At 69.1% G+C, this 22,660-nt stretch carries 25 protein-coding genes and 5 pseudogenes; 14 read left to right on the top strand and 16 right to left on the bottom strand.

Going from position 1 to position 22,660, the window contains the following annotated elements:
• Positions 1-189 precede the first annotated feature (189 nt).
• Complete coding sequence (locus ACIP9H_RS01195) at positions 190-531, top strand: DUF1360 domain-containing protein (RefSeq protein ID WP_401956695.1); 342 nt, start codon at positions 190-192, stop codon at positions 529-531.
• Positions 528-1,778: a hypothetical protein gene (locus tag ACIP9H_RS01190; protein WP_401956692.1), complete on the top strand. Its 1,251-nt coding sequence runs from the start codon at positions 528-530 to the stop codon at positions 1,776-1,778. Before ACIP9H_RS01195 ends, ACIP9H_RS01190 begins: the two co-directional genes overlap by 4 nt.
• Before the next feature lie 53 nt (positions 1,779-1,831).
• Here ACIP9H_RS01190 and ACIP9H_RS01185 read toward each other — a convergent pair whose 3' ends face one another.
• A complete protein-coding gene (locus tag ACIP9H_RS01185; RefSeq protein ID WP_401956690.1) occupies positions 1,832-2,938 on the bottom strand; it encodes a hypothetical protein in 1,107 nt (368 codons plus the stop codon).
• 381 nt (positions 2,939-3,319) lie between these two features.
• Between ACIP9H_RS01185 and ACIP9H_RS01180 the strand changes: the two genes are divergently transcribed.
• Positions 3,320-3,646: a hypothetical protein gene (locus ACIP9H_RS01180; RefSeq protein WP_401956687.1), complete on the top strand. Its 327-nt coding sequence runs from the start codon at positions 3,320-3,322 to the stop codon at positions 3,644-3,646.
• 141 nt (positions 3,647-3,787) lie between these two features.
• Here the strand turns inward: ACIP9H_RS01180 and ACIP9H_RS01175 are convergent, their stop codons facing one another.
• The 3 genes from ACIP9H_RS01175 to ACIP9H_RS01165 form a co-directional block, all read right to left on the bottom strand.
• Positions 3,788-4,327 (bottom strand): hypothetical protein, encoded by a 540-nt coding sequence (locus tag ACIP9H_RS01175; RefSeq protein ID WP_401956685.1) that lies wholly within the window; start codon positions 4,325-4,327, stop codon positions 3,788-3,790.
• Between the two features lie 317 nt (positions 4,328-4,644).
• On the bottom strand, positions 4,645-5,691 hold the full coding sequence (locus ACIP9H_RS01170; RefSeq protein WP_401956683.1) for an NAD(P)-dependent alcohol dehydrogenase: 1,047 nt from the start codon (positions 5,689-5,691) through the stop codon (positions 4,645-4,647).
• Between the two features lie 277 nt (positions 5,692-5,968).
• A complete protein-coding gene (locus ACIP9H_RS01165) occupies positions 5,969-6,955 on the bottom strand; it encodes an SDR family NAD(P)-dependent oxidoreductase (protein ID WP_401956680.1) in 987 nt (328 codons plus the stop codon).
• Positions 6,956-7,575: 620 nt separating this feature from the next.
• Between ACIP9H_RS01165 and ACIP9H_RS01160 the strand changes: the two genes are divergently transcribed.
• Entirely contained in the window at positions 7,576-9,018 is a 1,443-nt protein-coding gene (locus ACIP9H_RS01160) for a glycosyltransferase (protein WP_401956678.1), read from the top strand.
• A gap of 56 nt (positions 9,019-9,074) precedes the next feature.
• Here the strand turns inward: ACIP9H_RS01160 and ACIP9H_RS01155 are convergent, their stop codons facing one another.
• The 3 genes from ACIP9H_RS01155 to ACIP9H_RS01145 are packed head-to-tail and all read right to left on the bottom strand — an operon-like array spanning position 9,075 to position 10,376.
• Positions 9,075-9,269, bottom strand: coding sequence for a hypothetical protein (locus ACIP9H_RS01155; protein WP_401585018.1), 195 nt, complete (start codon positions 9,267-9,269; stop codon positions 9,075-9,077).
• Positions 9,270-9,321: 52 nt separating this feature from the next.
• A complete protein-coding gene (locus ACIP9H_RS01150) occupies positions 9,322-9,777 on the bottom strand; it encodes a helix-turn-helix domain-containing protein (RefSeq protein ID WP_401585021.1) in 456 nt (151 codons plus the stop codon).
• Positions 9,774-10,376 (bottom strand): hypothetical protein, encoded by a 603-nt coding sequence (locus ACIP9H_RS01145; protein WP_401585024.1) that lies wholly within the window; start codon positions 10,374-10,376, stop codon positions 9,774-9,776. The genes ACIP9H_RS01150 and ACIP9H_RS01145 overlap by 4 nt, the downstream gene beginning before the upstream one ends.
• On the opposite strand from ACIP9H_RS01145, the gene ACIP9H_RS01140 reads away from it, so the two are divergent.
• The 4 genes and pseudogenes from ACIP9H_RS01140 to ACIP9H_RS01125 all read left to right on the top strand — a co-directional run bounded on the left by ACIP9H_RS01140 (position 10,364) and on the right by ACIP9H_RS01125 (position 13,042).
• The gene (locus ACIP9H_RS01140) at positions 10,364-10,759 is read left to right on the top strand and encodes a hypothetical protein (RefSeq protein WP_401585026.1); all 396 of its coding nucleotides are present in this window, start codon (positions 10,364-10,366) and stop codon (positions 10,757-10,759) included. The genes ACIP9H_RS01145 and ACIP9H_RS01140 overlap by 13 nt on opposite strands.
• Positions 10,729-11,214, top strand: a pseudogene (locus tag ACIP9H_RS01135) (IS5 family transposase); the annotation flags it as partial. The gene ACIP9H_RS01140 and the pseudogene ACIP9H_RS01135, both read left to right, overlap by 31 nt.
• 191 nt (positions 11,215-11,405) lie before the next feature.
• Positions 11,406-11,753 carry a YciI family protein gene (locus tag ACIP9H_RS01130; protein WP_401585029.1) on the top strand — a complete coding sequence of 116 codons (348 nt, stop codon included), beginning with the start codon at positions 11,406-11,408 and terminating at the stop codon, positions 11,751-11,753.
• Complete coding sequence (locus ACIP9H_RS01125) at positions 11,750-13,042, top strand: RNA polymerase sigma factor (RefSeq protein WP_401956675.1); 1,293 nt, start codon at positions 11,750-11,752, stop codon at positions 13,040-13,042. Before ACIP9H_RS01130 ends, ACIP9H_RS01125 begins: the two co-directional genes overlap by 4 nt.
• A gap of 287 nt (positions 13,043-13,329) precedes the next feature.
• Here the strand turns inward: ACIP9H_RS01125 and ACIP9H_RS01120 are convergent, their stop codons facing one another.
• The 4 genes and pseudogenes from ACIP9H_RS01120 to ACIP9H_RS01105 all read right to left on the bottom strand — a co-directional run bounded on the left by ACIP9H_RS01120 (position 13,330) and on the right by ACIP9H_RS01105 (position 15,590).
• The gene (locus ACIP9H_RS01120) at positions 13,330-13,476 is read right to left on the bottom strand and encodes a hypothetical protein (RefSeq protein ID WP_401957139.1); all 147 of its coding nucleotides are present in this window, start codon (positions 13,474-13,476) and stop codon (positions 13,330-13,332) included.
• A gap of 93 nt (positions 13,477-13,569) precedes the next feature.
• A pseudogene (locus ACIP9H_RS01115) lies at positions 13,570-13,803 on the bottom strand (group II intron maturase-specific domain-containing protein); the annotation flags it as partial.
• A 226-nt stretch (positions 13,804-14,029) separates the two neighbouring features.
• On the bottom strand, positions 14,030-14,668 hold the full coding sequence (locus ACIP9H_RS01110) for a DsbA family protein (RefSeq protein WP_401956672.1): 639 nt from the start codon (positions 14,666-14,668) through the stop codon (positions 14,030-14,032).
• 67 nt (positions 14,669-14,735) lie between these two features.
• Positions 14,736-15,590: an oxidoreductase gene (locus tag ACIP9H_RS01105; RefSeq protein ID WP_401585037.1), complete on the bottom strand. Its 855-nt coding sequence runs from the start codon at positions 15,588-15,590 to the stop codon at positions 14,736-14,738.
• A 145-nt stretch (positions 15,591-15,735) separates the two neighbouring features.
• Here ACIP9H_RS01105 and ACIP9H_RS01100 point away from each other — a divergent pair, with 145 nt between their 5' ends.
• The 5 genes and pseudogenes from ACIP9H_RS01100 to ACIP9H_RS01080 form a co-directional block, all read left to right on the top strand.
• A complete protein-coding gene (locus tag ACIP9H_RS01100) occupies positions 15,736-16,314 on the top strand; it encodes a transposase (protein ID WP_401585040.1) in 579 nt (192 codons plus the stop codon).
• Positions 16,315-16,324: 10 nt separating this feature from the next.
• Positions 16,325-16,534: pseudogene (locus ACIP9H_RS01095) on the top strand (ISAs1 family transposase); the annotation flags it as partial.
• Between the two features lie 381 nt (positions 16,535-16,915).
• The gene (locus tag ACIP9H_RS01090; RefSeq protein ID WP_401585042.1) at positions 16,916-17,116 is read left to right on the top strand and encodes a hypothetical protein; all 201 of its coding nucleotides are present in this window, start codon (positions 16,916-16,918) and stop codon (positions 17,114-17,116) included.
• A 55-nt stretch (positions 17,117-17,171) separates the two neighbouring features.
• A complete protein-coding gene (locus ACIP9H_RS01085; protein ID WP_401585044.1) occupies positions 17,172-17,615 on the top strand; it encodes an SAM-dependent methyltransferase in 444 nt (147 codons plus the stop codon).
• A gap of 141 nt (positions 17,616-17,756) precedes the next feature.
• Positions 17,757-18,344: pseudogene (locus ACIP9H_RS01080) on the top strand (aminoglycoside phosphotransferase family protein); the annotation flags it as partial.
• Between the two features lie 291 nt (positions 18,345-18,635).
• Here ACIP9H_RS01080 and ACIP9H_RS01075 read toward each other — a convergent pair.
• From ACIP9H_RS01075 to ACIP9H_RS01065, 3 genes are all read right to left on the bottom strand, one after another.
• Complete coding sequence (locus ACIP9H_RS01075) at positions 18,636-19,805, bottom strand: hypothetical protein (protein ID WP_401585047.1); 1,170 nt, start codon at positions 19,803-19,805, stop codon at positions 18,636-18,638.
• Between the two features lie 58 nt (positions 19,806-19,863).
• Positions 19,864-20,091, bottom strand: a complete 228-nt coding sequence (locus ACIP9H_RS01070) for a hypothetical protein (RefSeq protein WP_401585049.1) — start codon at positions 20,089-20,091, stop codon at positions 19,864-19,866.
• Between the two features lie 234 nt (positions 20,092-20,325).
• The gene (locus ACIP9H_RS01065) at positions 20,326-20,529 is read right to left on the bottom strand and encodes a hypothetical protein (RefSeq protein ID WP_401956666.1); all 204 of its coding nucleotides are present in this window, start codon (positions 20,527-20,529) and stop codon (positions 20,326-20,328) included.
• A gap of 64 nt (positions 20,530-20,593) precedes the next feature.
• On the opposite strand from ACIP9H_RS01065, the pseudogene ACIP9H_RS01060 reads away from it, so the two are divergent.
• A pseudogene (locus ACIP9H_RS01060) lies at positions 20,594-20,923 on the top strand (transposase); the annotation flags it as partial.
• Positions 20,924-20,992: 69 nt separating this feature from the next.
• On the opposite strand, the gene ACIP9H_RS01055 reads toward ACIP9H_RS01060, so the two are convergent.
• Positions 20,993-21,289 carry a hypothetical protein gene (locus ACIP9H_RS01055; protein WP_401585053.1) on the bottom strand — a complete coding sequence of 99 codons (297 nt, stop codon included), beginning with the start codon at positions 21,287-21,289 and terminating at the stop codon, positions 20,993-20,995.
• A gap of 168 nt (positions 21,290-21,457) precedes the next feature.
• Complete coding sequence (locus tag ACIP9H_RS01050; protein ID WP_401585056.1) at positions 21,458-22,528, bottom strand: Tat pathway signal sequence domain protein; 1,071 nt, start codon at positions 22,526-22,528, stop codon at positions 21,458-21,460.
• Between the last annotated feature and the right edge of the window lie 132 nt (positions 22,529-22,660).

Below are 22,660 nucleotides of genomic sequence, written 5' to 3'. Positions count from 1 at the left end.
TCCGGACACTGCATCGGCATGGCCGCCGGCCCCGTGCCATGGAGCGTACCGGCGGCGCCTCAACTGGTGCGAATCCGTGCGTGATCTGAAATACCGGCACTGACCTGCGAATTCGCTCACGACGCCCGGTTTCGGGTGGATCCTATGATGTCCGCCGACATCCGGAGGATCTTCATCAAAGGGGCGACCTTGATCGGTGCCGTTGACCTCGCCCTGCTGGGATTCGCGGGCTACCGCGGCACCCAGCTGCTCGTCCATGACTCCATCCTCGACCCGGCTTGCGACCGGGTGTTCGCCTGGCAGCAGGCCCGCCCCGACTCCAAGCGGCGCGACTTCGTCGTCACCCTGATCAGCTGCGTGTACTGCACCGGCTGGTGGGTCGCCGGTGCTCTCCTCGCCACGTACCTCCTTGCCACCGGCCGGTTCGATGACGTGCCGCTCCTGGTCCACGGCATCGAATGGCTCGCCGTCGCCGGCCTCGCAGTGCTGATGAACCGCGTGGATGACACCCTCGGCCGGGTCGCCCAGTGACCACGCCAGGGAGGGCCCTCACCGCGGCGTCGTCCCGGTACGTCGCCCGCAAGATCCGCGGCAAGGGCGCAGGCACCGACCAGTCGTGGCAGGTCCGCGCCTGGCAGATGTACCGGACCGTGCCCGAGGTGCGGTTCGCCGCCGGATGGATCGGCAACGCCATGTCCGGCGCCCTGCTGTACGCCGGGCGGCGCGCCGACGACGGCACGATCGAGCGCGCGCCCGACAACCACAGGGCCAGCGAGATCCTGGCCCAGATCGCCGGAGGCCCCGGTCAGGCCAAGATGCTCGGCACGTTCGGCCGGCACCTGACCGTCGCGGGCGAGGGCTGGATCGTCGTCCGCCCCAACGCCGACGTCCTCAGCCCCGACAGCCCCGAGGACGGCCACGACTGGCGCGTGCTGTCCGTCCGCGAGGTCCGCCCCCAGTCCGGGAAGCTCATCGCCGAGATCGACGGCGAGGAAGTCGCCATCCCCGAAGGCGACGCGGAAAACCTCGACCCGGACGCCCCTGTGGCGATCCGCGTGTGGGAGGCCGACCCCGAGCGCGCCATCGAAGCGGACTCCCCGGTGCGGTCCTCCCTGGACCTGCTGGAAGAACTCCAGCTGCTGAACGCCGCCGTGAAGGCCATCGCCCGCAGCCGGCTCACCGGCCGTGGCATCCTCCTCGTTCCCAAGGGCACCCGCTTCCCGACCCCGGGCACGCAGGGCGACGCCGAGGACGACCTGATCGAGATCCTGATGACGGTCGCCGAGACCGCCATCAAGGACCCCGAGTCCGCTGCCGCGACCGTGCCGATCGTGCTGGAAGTCCCCGCGGACACCATCAGCGACTTCAAGCTGCTGACGTTCGAGTCCGACTTCGATGAGCTGGCGCTCAAGCTCCGCGAGGAGGCCGTGCGGCGCTTCGCGACCGGCCTGGAGATCCCCGCCGAAATCCTCCTCGGCATGGGCGACGTCAACTACTGGGGACAGTGGGCGCTCACCGAGGAAGCGATCCGCCTCGGCATCGAACCCAAGCTCGGCACCGTGGCGTTCGCCCTCACGCAGCAGTGGCTCCGCCCCCTGCTGGAAGCGGAGGGCGTGGAGGACTGGCACCGGTGGCCGGTCTGGTTCGACAGCAGCCCCCTGCGGGTGCGCGGCAACCGCTCTGAGACCGCCTTGCAGGCCTACGACCGGGGCGGACAGCAGATGTCCACCACTTCGGGAGGCACCACCGTCTGGCGCTGTTCGATTGCGGAGGCATGATCACCCGACAGGTCGGAGGTTGAGCGTCGGCGTCGGCGTCTTCTGCCGGCTGATCAGAAGAGGCGTGCGCGTGTCCTGCGTGAGGTTCTCAAGATCTCGCGCAGCCACTGGCTGCGGACGGCTGGTAGCCGGACCAGGGTGTGCCAGAAGATTCCCGGGTCGGGTCTGAAGCGGATGCAGGGGTGCGGTGCGGGTGGATCGTCGCGTAGGACGCCGTCGGGCATGACGCCCGACGCGGGGGCGGGCAGGTGCGGCTCGGGGAAAGCCAGACACATCCACACCCCGAACGGAAGGGGCACCGGGGGTGCCGAGGCGGCCGGGCTGGGCGGGGCCCAGGTCTTCCCCGTCTGCGGATGGACCGGCACGATGAGGATGTCGACGTCGGCGTCGGGGGCGGGCAGCCCCGGTCCGGCCAGGACGGCGCGCCGCGCCGGCGGACCTGCGGGCAACAGGGTGTCGAGGAAGCGTTGGAACATCTCCTCGGCCAGGCCGTCCGGGACGGTCACCGACCGGCCCCCTGACGCCGTCAGCAGATGGGCGAGCGCTCGGCCGGCCGCCGCCTCCCACCGCGGGCTCCAGGACCACCAGTGGTTCAACCCCAGCCGTGGTCCGTCCCAGGCGGTGATCGGCTCGAACGGAGGCGTGCGCTTTCCCTGCGCTGCCAGCTCCGCCCAGGAGAGCGGTGCGGCATCGGTGCCGTCGACTCGGCGGCGGCGCACCGCGCCGGGGGCGAGCCACACCGCCTGCCAGAGCGAGCAGTCGTCGATCCTGCTCGCCACGGGCAGGCCGCACGTCTCGCAGGCCACGTTGGGGCCGTCAGCGCCGTCGAGGCCGCAGCAGTAGCCACCGCACTTCTCCGGGATCAGCACGGTGCCGCGAACATCTCCAGGCGCGATGACGATCGCGCCCGGCGCGCCGTCAGACAGGACGTGGACCGGCGCGTAGATGCCGCGCGCAGCCAGCTCGTCCGGATCGATCTCCTCCGACCTCCGCCACGGAGGCCCCCAGGGCTCCGGCTCCACGGCGAACGTGCCCGACTCCATAAGGACCGGGAGCTGAATCCCGTTCCCGTACTTCTGATGGGCGTGGACCGGCAGGACCACCTGGGACAGCGGGGCGGTCAGCTCGGCGCCGCACCCCTCACACACGAAGACGAACAAATGCCCTCCGCTTGAAAAACAGCATCGTCGCAGCTTGGCGGCGGCCGAGCCATGGAGTTTCCCGTCCGCCGCGGGGCTCGAGCGCCGCCACGACGTCGACAACGGGCTCCAGCGCCGACGACGGCATCCGCCCTGCGGCCACCGCTCGGACCACACCTCACGCAGCGTTCGAATCCTCGGTGCGTCGTTCCGCCTCCCGAAGTGGTGAACATCTGCTGTCCGTTCTCATGAACGGAGCCAGCCGAGGAGGTCGAGCGCATCCAACAGCAGGGCCTGTGGTGGGCGAACTGGATGACCGGCTGCTCTGCCGCGCCGGACGCTCCGTAACGGCTCTGCGTATCCTGGTCGGCGCGGGCGCGGGGCTCGACGCCTGGAGGGGCTGTGCGTCTGCGCACGCTGGTCGTCGACGCCTGGAGCTGGCTCAACTACAGGCTGGTCATGGTCGATCCGGACCGTCCCGCGAACAGTGCGGCCTTTCCCGAACTTGCCAGCTCCTGGGTGCCCGCCGCTGATCTGCGGCGCCTGGCCGCGTACAAGCTCCTCGCCGTGTATGACGACAACCAGGCCGGGCAGCTCGCCGCCGTCGCCTTCAACTCGGCCGATCTGCTGGAGTTCCTGCGGCGCGCCGGTCTCGATCCCGACACGGTCGACATCACCGAACCCGAGCTCGTTGACTGGCGCGACGGCGGCCCCGGAACCTGGGCTTGAGCAGCCCCGCCCGAGGTGCGTGCGCGGTGTACGAGCGGGGCTGCCTTTCAAGGGTGCGCGCTGCCCAAACCGGCTGCATCCTGACGGGTCCGCGCGGTCCGACACGTCAAGCCCCTGCCGCCCCGATGTTGCCAGGCGCTGTCAGCGCCGGACTTCCATGCCGAATTGATGCAGCAGGCCACTGTTGAGCTCGTATGCACATGCCCGGAGGGCTGCATCGCCGGCGTTGGGCGCCAGAACGCTGGATGCAGGCCGAAGCTTTTTCGGATGGCGCGTTTCCTCCACTTGCTTCATTCGTCCGAAGTCCAGGTCGAATGGGACGAGCCGTCGGTTGGTTTCCGTCGCCAATACGGTTGCTGCCATCTCGATCGGAGCATCCGCGGAACGGTGAAGGCGGTGGGTGTCCGCCAACACCACCGCTTCGTCCACGACAAGGCGCAGGTTATTCGCGTCGACAGGAAGGCCGTAGCCAGGCGTAGGCAAGTTGGCACTGAGGTCGACACCCACCACGACCCATCCGTCGTGGTGCAGTTCAACCAGGATTCCACCGCTACTTGTGGCACGTTCTGGCACGAGGAAGTTGCTACTCGCCCACCGTCGGAAACCGACGCTCAGGTAGTCGCCGATACGGTTGGAGAGGATAAGAGCCCGGGCGATACCCGCTCGGTCGGGGGCCTCCATAGCTTTCCGGAATCCCGCATTGGCCTCGACTTGGGTTGGTGCCGGGACCGGGCGGGTGAGCATCGTGGCCACTACTACCCACGCGTGTGCCTCCCGAGCTTCGCCGAGAATGACGTCGGATGCCTCCGAAAGGCGTTCTTTCAGCAGAGTGTCGGGGGCCGAGGTGGAGGAGCCGGCCGAGCCGGTGGAGGTCGTCGACCTGATGGCGGCGCTCGAGGCGAGCATCGCGGCGGCGCGCCGGGAGTAATGGGGCACGCCGCCGCGTGGTCGCCTGCCGATAGCCTCCGCCGTCGGCAGCGCTGTCAAAAGGACGTATGTCAGATCGTGTCCGCGTCAATTACGAAGCGGTACCGCACGTCGCCTTCCCGCAGTCGTTGGTACGCCTCGTTGATCTGCTCGGCACGGATCAGCTCGATCTCAGCGCCGAAGCCGTGCTTGGCGCAGAAGTCCAGCATCTCCTGAGTCTCCGCGATGCCGCCGATCGCTGAACCCGCGAGGGCCCTTCGGCCTGCGATCACGGAGAATAGGTTGAGAGAGATCGGCTCCTCGGGAATGCCTACGTTCACCAGGGTGCCGTCGGTCTTCAGCAGGGACAGGTAGGCGGCGAAGTCGAGTGGCGCCGAGACGGTGGAGAGGATGAGGTCGAAGGTGCCCTCCAGATCCGCGAAGGTCTGCGGGTCGCTGATGGCGCGGTAGTGGTCCGCTCCCAACTTCAGGCCGTCGTCCTTTTTGCGCAGGGACTGCGAGAGGACGGTTACTTCGGCGCCGAGGAAATGGGAGATCTTCACGGCCAGGTGGCCGAGGCCTCCCATGCCCAGGACTGCCACTCTCACTCCGGGGCCGGCGCCGAAGTGCCGAAGGGGTGAATAGGTGGTGATGCCGGCACACAGCAGCGGCGCGGCGACGTCAAGCGAGAGTGCGTCGGGTATACGGACCACGTAGTTCTCGTCGACGACGATGGTCCGGGAGTAGCCGCCGTAGGTGGGTCGGCCGTCCTTGCCGATCGCGTTGTACGTGCCGACCATCCCGCCACGCGTGCAGTACTGCTCGTTGCCGGCTCTGCAGTTGTCGCAGGTGCGGCAGGAGTCGACCATGCAGCCGACGCCCACACGGTCGCCGACCCGGAACTTGGTGGCGCCGGGGCCGACTTCCGAGACGATGCCTGCGATTTCGTGACCGGGCACCATGGGGAAGATGGAGTCGCCCCAGCCCTCGTCGACCTGGTGGATGTCGGAGTGGCAAATGCCGACGTACTTGATATCGATATGAATGTCGAACTCGCCCACTGTACGACGCTCGATGGTGGTGCGCTCCAGCCGAGATTTGGGAGCGAGCGCGGCATAGGCCGTTGTGGTGGTAGTCATGCTGAGATTCCTTGGAATTTGGGCGTTGTTGACAGCCGAATGGAGCAGACCTGGTCACGGCTACGCAGATCCTGAGGCGGGCGGAACAGGGCAATCGAGAGGCGGCAGCGCGTGGGCCCTCAGACGTGGCCGGAGCCGCGTACGTGCGGAACTCGGCCCCGCCCCCGGCCATGAAGCGAGGCTGGATCCCACTCGCCGCTACGACTGGATGAGACTGGCCGGCTTGAATGGCACTGAAATCGGCAGGAGTTCAGTGCCACTCTTGCGAGGATTCTGCTTACACGGCCATTGCGGCGAGTGACAGTTCCCACAGACGCTCGGCGGCGTCCGGGTCGACCGCGTACGGGGCTACGCCGCCGGGGGACTTGCCCACAGCCTCGGCCGACAGTTTCTCGCCCTCGTTGTTGTCCTCGAAGTAGCGGCCGCCGATGCCTTCCAGCTGGGGTGAGGTCGCGACCAGGACGCTCGTCGCGGCGCCCTGAGTGACCGTCTTGAACCGGAACGGCGCGCCCTGGAAGGTGCCGAATTCCCCGGCCGCGGCGGCTTCGCGCAGCTGTGCGAGTTGTTCCGGCTCCATGTAGCGCGTCAGGTTCGTCCCCAGGATCACTCCGGGGTGCACGGCGTTGGCGGTGATCCCGTCGGCTGCCCAGCGGTTCGTCGCCCCGACCGCGAAGAGGATGTTGGCGGTCTTGGACTGCCCGTAACCGAGTCGCGGGTCGTAGGGGCGGGAGGTGAAGTTGATGTCGTCGAACTCGACGGGTGAGGCATGGTGGCCGCGGGAGCTCAGCGACACGATGCGCGCGCCGCCGGCCGATGCGAGCGCGTCGTGCAGGCCGAACGCGAGCGCGAAGTGGCCGAGATGGTTGGACGCGAACTGCAGCTCCCAGCCATCGGGTGTGCGGTCGAGTGTGGGCGGCTGCATGACGCCGGCGTTGTTGACGAGGATGTGCAGGGGCCCCGTCCATGCACTCGTGAAGGCGCTGATCGACGCGTTGTCGGTGAGGTTGACCCGGCCGACATGGACGGCGTCGTTGCCGGTGGCCTTGCGTATGTCGGCCGCGGCCCGCTCGCCGGCGTCCGTATCACGGACCGCGAGGGTGACCGAGGCGCCGGCACTGGCGAGAGCGCGTGCGGTCTCGGTACCGAGGCCCGAAGCGGCGCCGGTCACGACTGCTTGCTTGCCGGAAAGGTCGACACCTTCGACGACCTCGGCGGCCGTCGACTCTTCTCCGAAGGGGGTTTGGATGCGCTGGGTGAATTTCATGGTCTCAATCCTTGTCAGTGGGGTGATCAGGGATGCGGAGCTCGGTCGATTTTGGTTCGGATTACATCTCGGCGGTTCCAGCAAATTGCGGCCCGTTTGCCGGTGAGAATGCGACTGCGACGCTGGGGACCCCTTCGTCCGAGCCCTCTGGAGAAATGTTTCGGCGCCCCTGAATCCATCGGTTTCCGTGGGCTCTTTCCTCAGGTCGAATTTCCTGGGAAGAGCAGTCCAGAATTGTGGCGTCGGGGCGTCCGTGCACCCACTCTCTAGAGTAGACGAACGGTCGCCTATTGCACGCTACCAGAACCCTTGCCGAGCGAGACCAAATGTGATGTTCACCCCATATAGCGCTTCCGCCGCATGTCGCCGCGCGACTTCAGCAGGCAAGGGGGCGCCTTCGGCGCGGTCAAACCCCCACCGGCCCCGTCGTCACCGTCGATCCGGCCGACGCCGCCGCCCGCTGGCACACCGCCGCCCCTCGACGGCCTGACCTGCGGCTGCGACCAGTGCGCTCAGGGGCTGCCGGCTCGCTGAGCAGGAAGGGCGAACGGGTCTGGGTCCGCATCTGTGTATGATCCAGAAATAGGCGACCGGTCGTCTGTTGTGCCCAGTGCGCACTCATGGGGGTCGAGGCTGCAGCGACCTCTTTTTTCTGGGTGGCCGCCATGGCGCGGCATCGGCACCGCCACCTCGACGTGCGCACGAACGGCCCTCGACTTTGGCCGTCCATCGGCCGGTGCACGGCATCCCGACTATTTCGAAGCGAGACCATGGCAAAGATCATTGTCACCTCGAATCCGCTGCAGGGGCACTTCGCTCCCCTCGCGGCGATCGCATCGGACCTCGTCACGCGTGGTCACGAGGTGCTCTTCTACACAAGCGCCCGGTTCGAGGAGCAGGTCCGGCGGACCGGGGCGCGTTTCACCCCGTTCGCGGCAGAAGTCGACCTCGACACGCGCGATCTGGCCGCGCTGTACCCCGAGTACGACGAGCTCTCGCCGTTCGAGCAAGCGAACTTCAACAACAAGCACCTGTTCTTCGAACCGGCTCCGCTCCACGACGCGCGCCTACAGGAACTGCTCGTCGACTTCCCGGCCACCGTGGTCATCGGTGAACTGTCACTCCTGGGGACACTGCCCATGGCTCTGCGAGCTCCCCGGCACCAGCGCCCCCTCCTGGTGCAGATCGGCATTTCGGCGCCCACCTTCGAGAGTGCGGACGCCGCTCCCTACGGTCCTGGCCTGCCGCCGCCCACCACCGACGAGGAGCGCGCCGCATACTCCGACCTGCGTGCCCGGACACGGGAGATGTTCGGCGAGGTCCAGAAGTACGGCGAAGAGCTCTTCCGCTCGATAGGCGTCGATTTTCCCGACTTCTTCCTCAACGCATGGGCCACCGTCCCGGACTACTACCTCCAACTGACCGTGCCCTCCTTCGAGTACCCGCGCGGCGACGCCCCGAAGGGCTTCCGCCTCATCGGCCCGGTCCCGTCCGGGACCAGTGCCGTTTTCGAGCGTCCCGACTGGTGGCCGGAGCTGTCCTCCGGCCGACCGGTGGTCGTCGTCACCCAGGGAACCCTGGCGAACCACGACCTGTCCGAATTGGTCGTCCCCACCATCCGGGCCCTGGCGGACACCGACGTCATGGTCGTCGCTGCCACCGCTCGTCCCGACGGGCCCGACATCGTGCGGGCCATGTTGGGCGGCGACGTCCCCGGCGACGTACGCCTCGCGGGCTTTGTGCCCTTCGATGAACTCCTGCCGCTGTCCGACGTCCTCGTCACCAACGCCGGCTACGGCGGCGTGCACACGGCACTGCGCCATGGCGTACCCCTCGTCGTCGCCGGGCAGACGGAGGACAAGCCAGAGGTTGCCGCACGGGTGGAATGGAGCGGCACAGGCGTCAACCTGCGCACCGGCCGCCCGGACGTTGCAGCAGTTCGCGCCGCCGTCGAGGCCGTGCTCCATCAGCCGCGCTACCGCGATCGCGCCCGGGCGCTGCAGAGTGAAATCCTGGCATCCCGTCCCTTCGAGCGCATCGCCGAGATCGTCGAGCAGGCCTAGCCAGGTAGTCCATTACTGACACTCCTCGGCACTGGGACCCATTCCCCCATCTGCACTCAGTGTCGAGGTGATGCGTCAGGGCCGGGCGACGGTACGGCGATGGTGCGGCCGCGGTACGCGTCGAGGCTTGCGAGGGCCACGAACGCCAGGACGGCGGCGATGCCGAGGGCGGCGGTGATGAGGCCGGCGAGGATCGTCTGAGCATGCGGCTGCTCCTGGCGGCCGGCGAGGTAGTCCTTGAACTCGGCCACGACGGCGCGGTCCTGGTCGGTGAGCCGACTACCGGGGATGCGGCAGGGGCCATCAGCGCCTCCGTCCGGGGTGGTTGTTGCCTCCGCGGGATCGGGACTTGACGTTGGCCTCGCTGAGGAGGCGGTGGGCGGCGCCGTACGAGCAGCCGAAGTCGGCCGCGACGCTACGGACGGAAGCGCCTGCGTTGTAGAGCTCGGCGGCGCGCTGGCGGGCGGCGGCACGGTCGGTGAACTGGGTCTTGGCCACGGGTGTTGCTCCTTGGGTGGTGGGCGGGTCCGTGAGGGAGCGCCAGGCCGGGCGGTCCGGCCGGCGGGTCGGGGTGTCGCAGGGGCAGGTGCGGAACGCGGCGAGGGACTCGCGGAGGCGGCGGGAGAGCTCGGCGAAGGCCTCGCTCATGCGCTGCATGGCCTCGGTGAAACCGGTGATGACCAGCGTCGCGGGGTGCGGGGGGAGGGCCTGCTGGAAGCGGTCGGCGGCCTCGGCCGCGGAGGGCGTGGGGCCGGTCACCAGCGGGCTCCGACGCGGAGGGTGTGCCAGCGGGTCCTGCTGGTGCAGAACGGGGCGTGGTGGGTGAGGGTGACCTGCCAGCACTCGGCGTGGTCGACGATGCGGCGGGTCTCCTTCTGTCCTGTGATGACGTCCCGGCAGGTGCGGCGATTGGTCTTGCGGTCCGGCCTGCAGAGCCTCATGGGCTTGTCGACCTGCACGGTGGTCGGCGGGACGGGGCTGTAGACGGGCCACCAGCGGCAGTCGCAGGCGCCGTGGTGGTCGCCGGTGCAGTCGGGCTCCCAGCGGACGGTGACGGGGAGCGGCCCGAGGTGGCCGTCGTGGACCCAGGCGTCATCGGCCGGGGGCTTGCCGCAGGCCTGGTGGAGGATGGAGATGCCGCCCTCGTCGACCTCGAAGGGGGACGGGCCTTCGGGCTCGACGCAGTCGCAGGCGGCGAGGCGCCCCTCCTCGGCGACCTCGACGGCGGCGGCCTCAGGCGCTCGAGGAACCGGAAGCCGAGGGGTTGCGCGGCCTCGACGCGGAGGGCGTCGATGACGGGCTGGATCGCCTGCTGCGTTGCGGCGAGGATCGCGGCCGGAGTGGCGTGCTGGCCCCACTCCTCGATCTCGCGGGCGAGCCGGGCGAAGACGAGCTCTGCGGGGTGCTCGTCCGCCGGCGGGGGGCCGACGGTGAGGGCGATGTGAGAGTCCTCCGTCTCCTGGACACCTCGGCGGTGACGGGGACCGGCCCCATGAAGAGCGTGTCGACGCTCGGCCAGCCCTTGTCGACCTCGCCGCCGCACGCGGCGTGGCGGAGCACGGGCTCGCTGCCGGTGAGCTCGAGTAGGTTCCGGACATCGGTGCCGGCGCAGGAGCAGGCGGGCAGCGGCTCGGGCGGGGTCCTCAGGGTCGTGCCGACCTCGACGGCGGTGAGCCTGCGGCTCCTGCTGGAGGGGGCGGTGCGGCAGGTGAGGCCCTCGGCCGCTCCCGCGGCGGGCTGACGACGAAGATTCACCTGGCGGCGGAGGGGAAGTGCCGCCCGCTGTCGATGGTCATCACGCCGGGACAGCGGGCGGACCGCACCCAGTTCGAACCGGTCATGGAGAAGATCCGCGTGCCCCGCAAGGGACGCGGTCGTCCACGTCGCACCCCCTGCAGCGTGAGCGCGGACGGGGCATACAACAACAGCAAGATCCGCGCCTCCCTGCGCAGTCGCGGCGTCCGGCACGTGATCCCGGAGAAGAAGGACCACAAGGCCGCTCGCCTGCGCCGGGGTTCACGCGGCGGGCGGCCTAGTGATGTCGATCCGGCGCGGTACAAGAAGCGCAACACGGTGGAGCGGGCGATCAATAAGTTGAAGCAGTTCAGGGCCGTGGCCACGCGGTATGACAAGCACGGCTACGTCTTCCTGGGAAGCGTCACCGCGGCGGCGCTCATGATCTGGCTGCGCACATAGCCGCTCCCCGGTTCTGGGGGTTGAGGAACGTCGGGACGAACGTCGTCATACCAGGACCGACGCTCTTCATCGCCCGAGGTACCGGGAGCCGGCCCGGGGCACCTGAAAAACTTCGGGTAGGTCTGTCGAATTCGCGTCCCCCGTCCGACGTAGAGGCGTACCGACCAGACACACAGCAAGGGAGACTCGTGATGGCCCAGTACGCGATCCTCATCTTCGACAACCCCGCGGCCGGCGACTACACCCCCGACCAGCAGGCGGCGAGCAGGCGGCACGCCGACGACCTCATCGACTCCGGCGCCATGATCACGGCGTACGCGCTGCAGTCCGCCGACACCGCCACCTCGCTGCGCGGTGATGTGGTCACCGACGGTCCCTTCATCGACTCCAAGGAGGTCATCGCCGGCGTCTGCATCATCGAGGCCCCCGACCTTGACGCCGCCCTGGAGTTGGCGCGTCGCAACCCCGCCGTCCAGTGGGGCCGCGGCGGTGTCGAGGTGCGGCCCGTCGCGGGCGGCATCCCGCCCCTGGCCCGATGACGGCTGAAACGGACGCAGGACATGCGGTCGCCGACGCGCACCGGCGCGAGTGGGCCTTCGTGCTCGCCGCGACGGCGCGCGTCGCCCGCGACCTGGACCTGGCCGAGGAGTGCGTGCAGGAGGCGTACGCCGCGGCGCTGTCGGCCTGGGAACGCGACGGGATCCCAGGCAACCCCGCGGCGTGGCTGACCACCGCGGCCAAGCGCCGGGCGATGGACGCGATCCGCCGCGAGCGGACGTTCCGCTCGAAGCTGCCGCTGCTGGTGGAGCCGGAAGAGGCCGTCGACGAGCTCGCCCTGGGCGAGCTGGGCGAGCAGAAGGAGGAGCAGGTCGTGGGCCCGGAGGGTGTCGTACCCGACGAACGGCTGCGGCTCATCTTCACCTGCTGCCATCCCGCGCTCGCGCAAGAGGCGCAACTCGCGCTCACATTAAGGCTGGTGTGCGGGCTGCCGACAGCGGACGTCGCCCGGGCGCTGTTGGTGTCGGAACAGACGATGGCTGCCCGGATCTCCAGGGCGAAGAAGAAGATCTCCGCCGCCCGTATCCCTTACCGGGTGCCGCGCCCGGCTGAGCTGCCGGACCGGCTGACGGCCGTGCTGGGCGTGATCCACCTGCTGTTCACCGCCGGGCACACCGCCCCATCAGGCCCCGCGCTCATGCGCACCGACCTGGCCGACCGCGCATTGCACCTGGCCCGCACCCTGCACGACCTCATGCCCGACGAGCCCGAGGTCCGCGGGCTGCTGGCGCTGCTCCTGGTCACCGACGCCCGGCGCGCGACCCGGACCGCCGCCGACGGCCGGCTGCTGCGGCTCGAGGAGCAGGACCGCTTTCTGTGGGACCGCGCCACGCTGGCCGAGGCGCACGAGTTGATCGTGGCCGGGCTGCGCGGCGGCCGCGCGGGACGCTATCTGCTGCAGGCGGCGATCGCCTCGCTGTACGCCGAGGCACCGACGTACGAGGAGACGGACTGGCCACAGATCGTGGCCCTCTACGACAGGCTGCTGTCGCAGTGGCCCTCACCGGTCGTCGCACTGAACCGGACGGTGCCGGTATCGATGGCTCACGGACCGGCGGTCGCGCTGGCGCAGGTAGAGGCGCTGGAGCAGGACGGCCGGCTCTCCCGGTACCAGTACCTGCCGGCGATCAAGGCGGACCTGCTGCAGCGACTCGGCCGTACAGACGAGGCCGCAGCCGCATACCGGCAGGCGCTGGAGCTGACCGGCAACGAGGCGGAGCGCGCGTTCCTCACCGCACGCCTCACCCGTCACCAGACCAGCCCCATGTAAGGGAAGTTCGTTGACGTCGGCGTAGCGCACTCGCTGCACCTCTTCTCGAGATTGCCAGGGTGGCGCGAAAGTGCACATAGTGGCCCGCCAAACTCATCGGTCATGGCCAGGTGAGGTCGAGGAGATGGCCTAGAAGGATGGGGGTTCCCGGCTTCAGCCTCGAACGGCATGTGTTGGGTGGGGACGGGACGCCTTACACGTTCTCGGGCGTCGGTTTTCCCATCCCCGCCCGCCGAACCGGACGTGCCCGTTGGCCGAGCATCCGGCTCTCCACGTGATCGGCTGGATCAGGCGAGGTACTCGCTGACCTGACCGACGAAGGCCACATCGTCGTGGCTGGTCCGGCGGAAGCGAGTCCCGTCCGGATCTACCTCGTCGATGTTGCAAGGCGTGCTGATCTGCGCTCTGCGGAAGCGGTAGCGCTCGACCCGCACCTTCGCCGGGTTGTATGAGGACGAGACCGCCCTCCGTGATGCGAACGGCCCCGTAGTAGCGGCGCCGCAGTTGCTTCCAGGCCGGATGCAGCGGATGAGCCTCCACCACGCGTACCGGCCGAGGTAGGGGAACGTCCGCTTCGAAGCGCCGCAGCGGAAGTATGCAGCGCAGCCCCGAAGGACCGGGTTGATCGTCCGCAGCACCTCCTCCAACGAGAGCGACGTGGTACTTCGCCCGTCAGCTTTTTGATTTTGTGCATCACCGACGCCAAGGCCAGCTTGGACGGGATGGTGAGTACGACGCGCCGGCCGTCGCCAAAGGTCCAATGCGCGGGCGGCGGCGGCTCTGACGAGCCGCCGCCGACACGGCCTCCGGCCGTGCGAAGGTGGGCTGTCGGCGGAGCGTGCTGGAGCGACGCCTCCTCTCGCCGGATGCGGACGCGGGGCAGAACGGCCCGCGACGGCCTCGACGAAACCGGGCCCGGGGGCCCACCGCGCCAGGGGGCAGCGGCGGGCCCCCGGCCGCCATCACTGTCGCCGCAGTTGCCGCGCCTCAGTCGAAGACGGGACCGGAGGTGCGGGTGCGCTTCATCTCGTAGAAGTCCGGTATGGAGGCGAGGACGATCGAGGCGTCCCAGAGGCGCCCTGCCTCTTCGCCCTTCGGGGCGGGGCTGACCACAGGGCCGAAGAACGCGGCCCTGCCACCGTCCTGACCGGGCAGGGCGACGACGGGGCTGCCGACGTCCTCGCCGACCAGGTCGACGGCTTGCTGGTGGGAGGCGCGCACCAGGGCATCGAAGGTATCGGTGTCGCCGGCGTCCGCGAGGCTCTCGGGCAGGCCGGCGTCGCGCAGCGCGGCCGCGATTGTCGACTTGGTCCGGGGCTGCTGGTGCAGGTGGAAGCGGGTGCCCATGGCGGTGTACAAGGGCCCCGTCACCTCGGGCCCGAAGGCCTGCGAGGCCGCTGTGAGGACCCGGACCGGCGCCCATGCCAGGCCCATGAGCTCGCGTATGCGCTCCGGCAGTTGGTCGAGGCGGTCCTCGTTGAGCACGGCCAGGCTCATTACGCGCCAGGTGACGTCGACCGTCCGGATCCTCTCGACCTCGAGCATCCAGCGCGAGGTCAGCCAGGTCCAGGGGCACACCGGGTCAAGCCAGAAGTCGACGGCCGTACGGGGGCGGGATTCGTTCACAGGAGGGTCCAAACTCGGTCGCGGGAACCCTGGCGGAGGGGCCAGGGAGATGTCGGGGTCACGGTGTTCACCGGGCGGCGGGGAAATCGGTGGAGACCGTGAGGTCGGCCCAGGCCGCGAGGTCCTCGCCCAACAGCCGCTGACCCTCTTCGACCAGACGCAGAGCGTCTGTGCCGAGGACGAGGTGGACCGGAGGGTTGTCGGCGTCCAGGACCCGCAGCAGCGCGCGGGCGGCGCGGACCGGATCACCGGCCTGGTTGCCGCTCTTGGCCTGCCGGGCGGACCTGATGGGGTCGAACAGCGTGTCGTAGTCGGGGATGCTGCGCGGCACGCGGGTCATCGAGCGGCCGGCCCAGTCGGTGCGGAACGAGCCGAGCGCGAGGGAGGTGACGTGGATGCCGAAGCCGGCGACCTCCTGGGCCAGGGATGCGGCGATCCCCTCCATGGCGAACTTGCTCGCGCCGTAGAACGCGACTCCGGGGAGGGCGGTGAGCCCGGCCATGGACGAGAGCGTCACGATGTGCCCGCCGCGGCGCCGGCGCATGTGGGGCAGGACCGCCTTGATGACGGCGACGCTGCCGAAGACGTTGACCTCGAACTGCCGGCGCAGGTCCGCCATCGTCGACTCCTCGACGGTGCCCTCGAGGCCGTAGCCGGCGTTGCTGATCAGCACGTCGACGGGGCCGATGTTCCGTTCCACCTCGTCGACGAGGGGGACGACGGCCTGCTCGTCCGTCACGTCCAGCAGCCTGGCACTGGCACGCCCCGGGGCCAGAGCCTCGAACTCGGTGATCCTCTCCGGTGCTCGGACCGTGCCGACGACCCGGTGGCCGGCGGCGAGTGCCTCCTGGGCGAAGGCGCGGCCGAGGCCACCGCTGACACCGGTGATCAGAAACGTCTTGCTCTGGCCCTGAACGCTCATGGTGTTCCTGCTCCGAGGGAGGTGATGAGACGTAGTAGATGATCGGTCTACTACACGTACGATAGGCGACCGGTCGGGGTGCGTCAAAGCTGCGGGCCCCATCCACCCTCTTGGTTTCGTTCCGGAGGTGGGACACGTCCCGGATATGAGAGACCCCGCCCCCACGTCCGTCGACGCCCGCCTCGCCGAGCTGCGCGACGAGCGCGGCTGGTCCCGCACCGGCGTCACCCCGGTGTTCCGGGTCAACGGCGGCAGCAGACGTCACCTGTCAGTGGCCGCTCTGTGCTGCTACAAGCCGGGCAAGCGGCCGCGGTTGGTCTTCCGGCACACCGGTGACCGGCGGGTCGACGGCCGCAAAGGCTTCTCCTGGAAGGACTTACGAGACCTGCTCACCGCCGCCCACAGCAAGCTCGGCGGACCGATCGTGCTGGTCTGGGGCAACGTCGGCCTGCACCTCAGTCGCGCGATGCGCGCCTGGACCACGGCCCGGGACTGGCTCACGGTGTTCCAGTTGCCGGCCTATGCACCCGACCTCAACCCCGTGGAGGGGATCTGGTCCAGCCTGCGGCGCAGCGGCCTGGCGAACATAGCCTTCGCCGACTACACGCAACTGGTCAGCGCAGTCCGCCGGGGCTTACGCCAGATCCAGTACCGGCCCACCATCATCACCGGCTGCCTCATCGGCACCGGCCTCGCCACAAGCCCCGGCGACATCACGCATTAATCCTCAGTAGACGGTGGAGAACACCGTCCACTGGTGTCGAGATGTGACCTTCAACGAGGACAAGTCCCAGGTCAGGACCCATAACACGCCCTCAGTCCTCGCCGCCGTCCGCGACCTGATCCGCGGTGCGCTCAAGCTTGCCGGGTACGTCAACACCGCCGGCGGCCGCCGGGCCCATACCGAAAGCGTCCTCGTCCTCAGCCTCTACGGCATCACATGATCAAACCGGATGACCCGGGTAAACGCCGGGGCCCTGTGGAGAAAGTCACCCTCCTTGGGTGAGCTCAGGGACGGGAACGTCGCCACGCCGGGAGACGCGGATGTTGCCGGCGTGTGCGACGGATGATGCTTCGACCCGGTCTTAACTCCCGGGCCGACCGCCCTGGGGGAGACGGCGGGTTCCCTTCCCGGGACGGGAAGGGGCGGGCGGCCCTCCCGTGCACGAGCCCCCTGTCACGCGCACGAGACAGAATTCGCGTGCACCCTCCGCGACAGCGGCGGCCTCGGGGGCGCTCTGGCCCAGTTCCAGCGCAGGGTCCACACAAGGAAAGCTGCCGCGTTCGCGCGCACCCACTCTGTGGCCTTCGGCTACTACGGCGCTGTGCTCTGTCAAGGCACCATCGAGGAGGCGTGCGCGACCTGGAACCGCGCCCTGGACACCATGGATGGAGTCCGCTCCGGCCGCGCCCGCCAGCCCGCCGTCACCATGCGGTCCGCACTGTCGCCGTACCAGCAGCGCGGCGTGCGGGCCGTGAAGGAGACTGACGCTCGCGCGGCCCGGTTCCTGGCCGATGCTGCCTGACAGCCGATGAGAGGGAGACCTGACCGACTCGTTCGAGGTACAGCCCATCGCCACCGTGGTCGGCGGCCGCACCGACGTCGCAGACGATTACTGGGGAGGCGTCCTGTCGATCATCCGTCTCGACCCGAGCTTCCCGGCAGAGACGCTTCAGGGGATCGACGCCTTCTCCCACCTGGTCGTCACCTGGTGCTTCCACCTGGCCTCACCCGGCGACGTGGCGCTGCACGCCCGCAGCCCCCGCAACAACCCGGCATGGCCGCCCACGGGCACGTTCGTCCACCGCAATCACCGCCGACCGAACCAGCTCGCCGTGTCCTTCCCGCGTCTGGTCAAGGTCGACGGCCTGGACCTGCACTTCACCGACCTGGACGCAGTCGAAGGAACTCCGATCGTTGACTTGGCCCCCTACTTCCGTGCGATGGGCCCGCAGGGGCCCACCCATGAGCCGGAGTGGCCCGGCGAGATGCTGGCGGACTATTGGGCTGCGCCACGGAGCTGACGCCCGCAAGGTTCGCCTACCAGTACTCCGACCTGGCTAGGACAGGCCCCAGATCGCGACCGTAGTGCGTGGTCTGCCGGGTGGCGGCAGCGGGCGGCTTGGTCTTGGTGGCTGCGGCGCGCTGGCGCGTAGGGTGCCGGGATGATCGCGATGCCGGAGGAGTTCGCACGGAGCACCGTCGACCGCGAGGGGGAGGTCGGGGCGGCGTGGCTCGCCGAGCTGCCCGGGATCGTCGAGGAGTTGCTGGGGCGCTGGGGGTGCGTGCCGGATGGTGGGGTCATGCACGGGGGCGTCGGTGTCATCGTTCCGGTAAGGCGGCGGGCTGAGGACAGCGTCGTGCTGAAGGTGTCGTTTCCGCATCCCGGCAATGTTCATGAGCCGGATGCGTTCGTTGCGTGGGGCGGACGCGGCGCTGTCCTGCTGCATGAGCGCGACGACGAGCGGTTCGCGATGCTGCTGGAGCGGGTTCAGCCGTCGACCCTGGCGGAGGTCGAGGACGGCGACGAGGTGGTGACGGTCGCGGGGCGGCTCAATCGCCGCCTCGCCATCCCCGCACCGCCCGGCCTGCCCCGGCTGTGTGAGCTGGCCGATGCCTGGGAAGAGCAGTTGTGCAAGGACGCCGAGGAGCTGACGCATGCATGGCCGCGCCGGGTGCTGGATGCCGCCGTGGCGACCGTTCGGGAGCTGGGTCGGTCCCAGCCGGACACCCTCATCCATGGCGACCTCCATGCCCTTCATTAGGCAAGGCGACTGTCGGGTCCAAAGTTGTCGGAACTTTGGTCCATGGATCTCAGCTGTTGTGATGCCCGGTGACGACCCATCTCTCCACGTCCTTGAGGTCGATCACCCCAAAGTCTCCTGCCGAAGATCCGGCATGCGCCGGGCCGAACCTCGGGGAGGCGGTCCGCGTCCTCCGCGAACAGCCCCCGCGCGGGGCGGGCGCATCCGGTCGGGCAGTGCGGTCACGGCTTCGCCGTAGCGGTGCGTCGGGTTCGGAAGGCGGCGCGCGGCGGGGCTTTCCTACTCGGCCGGCAGACGGAGCATCGGTTCGAAGGCCGCGTCCTCCTCGCCCTCGACCGAGGGAAGGAAGCCGTCCGGGACGGTGCGGGCTGCCGTGGTGAGGAGGCGGGCCAGGACCTCGGGCTCGGTCGCCGGGGGGAGGCGGAGGGCGGCGAGGAGGCGGTAGCGGACCTCGGGGTGGTCCGGGTTGTCCTCAAGGTAGTCGGCGTTGAGCGCGGGGGGACGGAAGCCGGCCAGGGCGTCGTGCCAGGAGGGGAGGACGATGGCCAGGGTCAGGGCCTCGGCGAGGGACTCCGCGATGAGGGAGGCCCGGCCCTCGGAGTCGGTGTAGAGGACGGGGCGGACGCGGTCGGAGCCGGCCGGGCCGCAGAGGTAGTGGGTGCCTCCCGCGTTGCAGCCTGCCACGGGCTCCACCGGGAGACCGGCCGGCAGGGCGATCGACTCGATGGGGTCGGTCCGCGTGAGGTCGAACTCGCCGTCGCAGGCGAGGTACGCCTCGACCTCGGGGTCGGCGGCGATCCGGCGGAGCAGGGCCTCGTCGGAGAGGGCGGCCGGGTTGAGGCCGTGGGCGGCTTCGGGGGTCAGGGGGTGGCCCGCGAGGACGTGGCGGACGGTGTCGAGGGGGACGGGCCGCCCGTAGTCCTCCTCGAAGTGCGCCTGGACGGTCTCAGGGGAGCGGTCGGTGAGGAGGCGGAAGAGGTGCCCGGAGCCGTCCGGGTCCGGGCTGTCCGAGGGGAACTCGATGCCCGAGCCGGTGCGCCAGGCGCTGCCGCCGGTCTCCCACCACAGGCAGGCGGTGACCCGCGGGGCGCCGAGGCCCTCGTCGACAAAGGCCGGGTCGTCCAGGAGCGGGCGCAGCGCAGCGGGCACCTCGTCGATGACACCGGGCCAGACCTGTTCGTCGTCCGTGCCGTACGGGCTCATCTCCGACTCGTGGTCGAAGCCGCGGACGAGCACACCGGCCGGGGTGAAGACGACGGAGAAGTCGTCACCCGAGCCGTTGTCCATCAGGGCCGCCTCCGTCCCAGGCCCCCAGGTGGTGGAGAAGGAGTAGCGGGAGAACCGCGGGTCGCGGCAGATCGCCTGGTCCAGCACGGCCAGCGCGCGCAGGTGCGCGCGGAGCTCGGCGGGGTCCGGGAGGAGGGCGGCGGTCGTGTGCACGGTGTCCATGGGCTCATGTAAGCAGCCGGCACTGACATCCAGGGCGGTGGATCGGTCACACCCTCTCTCACGCAGGGAACGAAAAGCCCAGCTCACGCAGGCGGGGCAAGCACACTGCGAGGCATTGCTCCACAGACGCAGCATCGGTTCGCACAAGGACGTCCTCGCGCAACGGCGCTCCACTGGCGACGAAGGTCCAAGGCTTGCCCCTCTCTGCCATCCGCTCGGCGTCGGCCTTGAACAGCACCGTTAGGCCCTGTTTAGCCAGTGCTTCCATAATCGCGACGACGTCCACCGGCACTCTCCCCTCCTGAAGCGCTTCGAACGCGCCATCGGACGAACATACTCACTCCGGGCCGGTCCCTGGACACCGCCCGCATGACCCAAAGTGACCGATCGGGGCGCTCTGAGCTGGAATACGCGACACCGCAACATGCGAGCTCACCAGTCAAGCCCGAGTACCCGCGAGGTCCCCGACGCCGTGGCCCGACGCTGCCCAACCTGACCGCACGGTGGAGTGTGCCGAGCTTCAGCCGGGAATTCGTCCAGTTCCTCGCGGACCCGGAAGCCGGGTGACCTGTTGCGCCGCTGCGAGTTCTTCGCGGGTCTGCTCCAGCTCCAGGGACAGCTCGGTGGCAGCGCGTACCAGTGCGTGAACCCGTTCTCGCTCCGCTGCGAGTTCTGCCTTGATCTTCGCCAGGGCTTCGCGCAGCACGATGTTCTCGTCGGCCATGCTCTGAACGACCCTGCGGAGTGAAGTTCTGCGCTTTGGCCCGTGCCGGGAACTCGTCCACGAGCTACTCGGCCTCCTCACCACGGCCTGCACCGAGATGACCCAGCTCACCGCCCTCATCCGCGACTTCGCCGCCCTCCTGACGCCCGCAAGCCGCAACGACTCCAAGCTCACGGAATGGATCGCCCAGGCCCGCTGCGTAGGACTGCCCCACCCGCACAGCTTCTGCAACGGCCTGGAACTCGACCGTGCCGCTGTCAACGCCGGCCTGGCCCTCCCCTGGAACAAGGGCCGCACCGAAGGCGTCAACACCCACACGAAACGGATCATGCGACAGATGCACGGCCGAGCAGGATTCGAACTCCTCCGCCACCGCATCCTGCTCAGCACATAGGCACCCACCGTCACCACCGACTACGGAACAGAGCCCGATCGGCTGTGCAGGTATTGCGTGGTGCCGACCTCACCCGGTCGCAGGAAATGGGCAGTCGGGGGCGTCCAGCCAGAACCGGTGGTCTCCGTTCGGAGGGACCATGAGCCCGAAGCGGTCCAGGCCCGGTGCGCCGGCGCCCTGCCACTGCATGATGTGCTTCTCGACGTCGTCCCACAGCCGGGCAGGACCGCCCTGTCGGACCCGCCACGTGTCCCCTACGCGGTAGAGCAGCGCCCACGCGCCGGCCTCTACGTCCAGGAGGACGTCCCCGGCCTCGCCGAGTTGCAGGCGCTGCGCCGCGACGAGACGAAGGACGCCTCCGGTCACCGGCGCGAGCGCGCAACAAAGGGGCGGGGGCGTCCTCTCCGCCGCGGTGGGGAGGACGGGCGCCGAGTGCGGGCCCGCGCACCCCTGCCCTCCATGGGTGCTCGGGATCACGAAGCGGCGGGCGGATATCGAGCAACCCAGGGAGGCAGGGCAGCGGCGACGGCGCGGTCAGACCAGGCTGTCCTTGTAGTAGAAGCTGGCCTTCCTGTTGCTGTCGGTGTCGGAGGCACTGCTGGCGAAGCCCATGACCAGGCGGCACTTGGTCGTGTCGGCGGTGTTCGGTATCTGGATCGCGAGCCCTTCGGGTTCGCGGAAGAGCAGGCTGGTTCCGGCCTTGGTGAGTTCCCGCTGCTTCGTGGTGCCGGTGTTCCAGTCGACGGAGGTGATGTACGTGTTGCCGGGCGAAGGGTTGCTGTCGGAGTAGGAGTTGCCGTCGATGAGGTAGAGGTACTGGCCGAGGCTGGTGAAGCCCTGGAAGGTGCCCAGGCCCGCGGGCTGGGTCATGGTGGCCAGCGGGGTGAAGGTGCCGGCGGTGAAGGTGGCCAGGTCGTAGAGGTTGTACTTGAAGGTGGATCCGGTGCTGCCGGGGCGGTGGCGGACGGCCAAGCGGCTGTTGACCGGGTCGATGGCGATGGTGGTCCGGTCGGCCCCCGCGACCGGGCTGTACTTGGTGAGCTGGGGCGACGTCGGGGTGAGCACGGCACCGTTGGCGAACTTGAAGCGGGCCAGTCGGGTGCCCCAGCCGATGTACTGGCCGGTGGCGGAGTCGAGCGCCTGGACGGAATCCGTCTCGGTCCACAGGTAGGCACTGTTGCCCGAGGGCTCGGCGGCGATGGAAACGCCGTGGCCGAAGCCCTTGAGGTACATGCGGCCGATGATGGCGCCGGTGAGGTCCAGCCGGGTGACGCACAGGTCGCCGTTGGCCTCGCGTTCGGTGCCGGTGTAGGCCCGCGACTCACCGGGAAGTTGTCGACCGCCCTGGACCAGGCCCACGGCATACAGGTGCTTGTTGGTGTTGTCGAAGGAGAACGACTGCAGGACGCGGGTCTCTTGCAGCCAGATCTCGCGGAAGAGTTCGTCCGACGCGTCGGTCAGGTCGAATCGCGCCGAGGCGCTGACCGCACTGGCCGTGCCCCCGGACAGGGCGACGGCGGCGGATCCGAGTGCGGTTACGCCGAGCGCACCGCCGGTCCACTTGATCAGCTGTCGGCGGCTCAGTACCGGACTCGTTTCGCTCACGGCGCTTCCCAACCCCTTGTGGCTCGATGCGGGGGCGATTGAATCACCCGCCAGCGGGCCCGCGCCAGTGCAGTATCGATGAAAAGCACAGGTCAGGGACCTGAAGGAGTCGAAAGTGGTGCAGGTCACAGG

The organism is Streptomyces sp. NPDC088732 (assembly GCF_044751205.1).
In the GTDB taxonomy this organism is placed as follows: domain Bacteria; phylum Actinomycetota; class Actinomycetes; order Streptomycetales; family Streptomycetaceae; genus Actinacidiphila.
Note: the sequence above shows the minus strand (reverse complement) of the source record. Positions and strands in the feature narration are given on the sequence as shown.